We start from the raw sequence: 3,543 nt of genomic DNA, 5'->3' as shown, positions 1-3,543 counted from the left end.
CTTACCGAATGTGGTCCACCTTCGCTTATTACTGATAAAGGTATTATATTGATGTACAATGGGAAAAACCTGGCAGGAAGTGACGGTGATGTGAATTATTCTACGGGTGCTTATTGTGCAGGACAGGCATTATTTAGTCTCGAAAATCCCGGGAAACTTATTGCCCGTTTGGATAAACCATTTTTTATTCCTACCTCGTCATTCGAAAAAAGCGGGCAATATCCTGCAGGTACCGTATTTTTAGAAGGTTTGGTTTACTTCAAGAAAGCATGGTTCCTCTATTATGGCTGTGCCGATTCGCGCGTAGCAGTTGCGGTGTACGGTCGGGCAAAACCGGTACGTTAAGAGGCGTTGATTTGTTTTTCGACAAACGCGTTTGGCAATTTATCGGCTGAACGCGTTTATTCTTCATTATTAATTTTTGACATAACTATGAAATCAAACCTGAACGTTTTTGTAATTATCCTGATGTTAGTCGGTTTTTGCGGTAAAATCTATGCTCAAATTGAACGGATATCGCTGAATAGCGATAATCAATCTGTCCAGTGGAAGGTTATTGCGCAGTCGGACGTTAAGAATGCTTCCGTAGAGATTTTGCCTGCGGGAATTAATACTTCCGGCTGGGTTACAGCCGTTGTCCCAGGAACCGTTTTTAACTCGTACGTTTTAGCCGGACTCGAAAAAGATCCCAATTTTGGCGACAATATCTATAAAGTTGACAAGAAAAAATACGACAGGAACTTCTGGTATCGCACGGAGTTTAGCCTGCCGGCAAACTACAATACCGAAAAGACCTGGTTAAACTTCGAAGGCATTAACCGTAAAGGCGAAGTTTTTTTTAATGACGAATTTGTTGGTAAACTCGATGGATTTATGGAGCGTGGGAAGTTCGACATTTCCAACCTGATCCGTAAAGATAAATCCAATGTCTTGGCCGTGCTTGTTTATTGGCCACAGGCTCCTATCCCAAATTATGCCAGTCCTACGTACATATCGAGTGCAAGCTGGGATTGGATGCCATATGTGCCCGGGCTTTTAATGGGTATCACCGACGATGTCTATCTGACTTCTTCGGGCCCGGTAACCATCAACGATTCGTGGATTCGTACAGATGTGGCTTCCCGGACTAAAGCCGAGATTAGTCTAAATATCGAGGTAAACAACAGCACCGATGAAGTGCAGGAAGGCGAACTGAGCGGCGTTATCAATCCTGGTAACATTACCTTTTCTCAAAAGGTGAAAATCGGCGCCCATCAAAACAATACATTGTTTTTCGATAAAAAGAAAGTTAAAGAACTGGAAATTACCAATCCGGAATTATGGTGGCCCAATGGCTATGGTGAGGCTAAACTTTATACTGCCGAAATGAAGTTCAAAAAGGCCGATGAGGTTTCGGATACTAAAAAGATAACTTTTGGCATCCGTAAATATACCTATGATACGATCGGCAATGTATTGCATATCAAAGTTAATGGCGAACCTGTTTTTGTGAAAGGCGGAAACTGGGGGATGTCTGAGTATATGCTTCGTTGCCATGGGGCTGAGTATGATCTGAAGGTTAAACTTCATAAGGAGATGAATCTTAATATGATCCGTAACTGGATCGGTTCAACCACTGACGAAGAGTTTTACGAAGCCTGCGATAAGTACGGAATCATGGTTTGGGACGATTTCTGGTTGAATTCCCACCCCAATCTTCCTACTGATGTGAACGCTTTCAATAAAAATGCGGTTGAAAAAATTAAACGGTTGCGCAACCACCCCTGTATTGCCGTATGGTGCGGCGATAACGAGGGCTATCCGTTGCCTCCTTTGAATGCATGGTTAAAAGAAGATGTGAAAGTGTTTGATGCCAACGACCGCCTGTATCATGCCAACTCGCATTCGGACGCTTTGACAGGCAGTGGCCCCTGGGCTAATTTTCATCCTATCTGGTATTTTACCAAATCGCCCAATGGCTTTGGCGGTAATAAAGGTTGGGGCTTCCGTACCGAAATTGGTACCTCCGTGTTTGTTTCTTTCGAAAGCTTTAAAAAGTTTATGCCCAAAGAAACCTGGTGGCCCCGGAACGATATGTGGGACAAGCATTTCTTTGGACCTTCGGCAGGCAATGGCGGACCCGACAACTACGACCGTACCATCAATAAAAGTTACGGACAGGCTACGGGTATAGAAGATTATTGCCGCAAAGCCCAGCTGGTTAATATCGAAACCAACAAAGCTTTGTACGAAGGCTGGCTCCATAATATGTGGAATGATGCCTCAGGCGTGATGACCTGGATGAGCCAGTCGGCTTACCCGTCGATGGTATGGCAAACGTACGATTATTACTATGATTTGAACGGTGCCTACTGGGGCGTTAAAAAGGCTTGCGAACCTGTTCATATTCAATGGAGCTATGCCGATAATTCCGTGAAAGTGGTTAACACCAGTCTTAATACGGTCAACAACCTCAAAGCCGAGGCTATTGTGTACAACCTTAACGGTGTGGTACAGAAAAATCTTGGCAAATCGGCTGTGGTGAATAGCCTTTCCAATACAGCACAGTCCTGCTTCACGCTCGATCTCGACCTCAATACCGATAACCTGGCGTATAAGAAACCTGCTGTGGCTTCATCTGTTTCTGCTGATGCTGGCGATGCTTCTGCAGTTGCAGATGGAAATAATGGCTCGCGGTGGAGCAGCAATTATACGGATAACGAATGGGTTTATGTCGATCTTGGCGAAAGCAAACCGGTGAAGTCGGTAGTTTTAAACTGGGAGACTGCTTATGCAAAGGCTTACAAGCTTCAGATTTCGGAGGATGCCCGCAACTGGACCGATATTTATACCACCGATAATTCCAATGGAGGTCTCGAGTATCTTATGGTAACCCCGTCCAAAGGCCGTTATATACGCTTGCTGGGAATAAAGAGGGCTACTCAGTATGGTTATTCGCTTTATGATTTTGAGGTTTATTCCGATACAAAACCCGTTACGCCTCAATTACAGTTCCTTCGGCTATATCTCAAAAATAGCAAAAATGAAATTGTTTCTGAAAACTTTTACTGGCGTAGCAATAAGAATGCCGATTATACTGCGTTAAATACATTGCCCAAAGTCAACCTTAAAACAGTATCCAAAATGATCCGGAAAGATGGCCGCATCGTTATCAGTGCAACCATTACCAATATGTCTGCCACTCCGGCATTTGCCGTTAAAGTACAGGCCATACGGGCAAGTGATGGTGAACGCATTCTCCCTGCTTTGATGAATGACGATTACTTTACCCTCATGAAGGGCGAATCGAAATCAATCCAAATTGATTTTGATGAAACCCTTCTGAAAGATGGGAAATATAAGTTGATGGTAGAACCTTATAATAATTTTTAAGAAAGATCAGGTTGAAGATTAATAAAATAGATATAAAAATGAATCAGTTTCAATTAGAACACAAAATCACAAGAAGAAGCTTGTCGATCCTGCTGTTGATAGCGATGTTTCAGGCTTTGGCCTTAATGGATATTACAGCTCAGGTAACAACTGTCCCACAGGGAATTATCG

2 protein-coding genes are annotated in these 3,543 nt (G+C 43.3%); both read left to right on the top strand.

All coding sequences use genetic code 11. The features are described 5' to 3' along the window. On the top strand, positions 1-345 hold a 345-nt coding region (locus tag Q8907_14490), incomplete at its 5' end, for a hypothetical protein (GenBank protein MDP4275480.1). 87 nt (positions 346-432) lie between these two features. Beyond that, positions 433-3,372, top strand: a complete 2,940-nt coding sequence (locus Q8907_14485) for a discoidin domain-containing protein (protein MDP4275479.1) — start codon at positions 433-435, stop codon at positions 3,370-3,372. Positions 3,373-3,543: the final 171 nt, after the last annotated feature.

This window comes from Bacteroidota bacterium (assembly GCA_030706565.1).
GTDB lineage: Bacteria > Bacteroidota > Bacteroidia > Bacteroidales > JAUZOH01 > JAUZOH01.
This window is presented reverse-complemented; position numbering and strand designations above follow the sequence as displayed.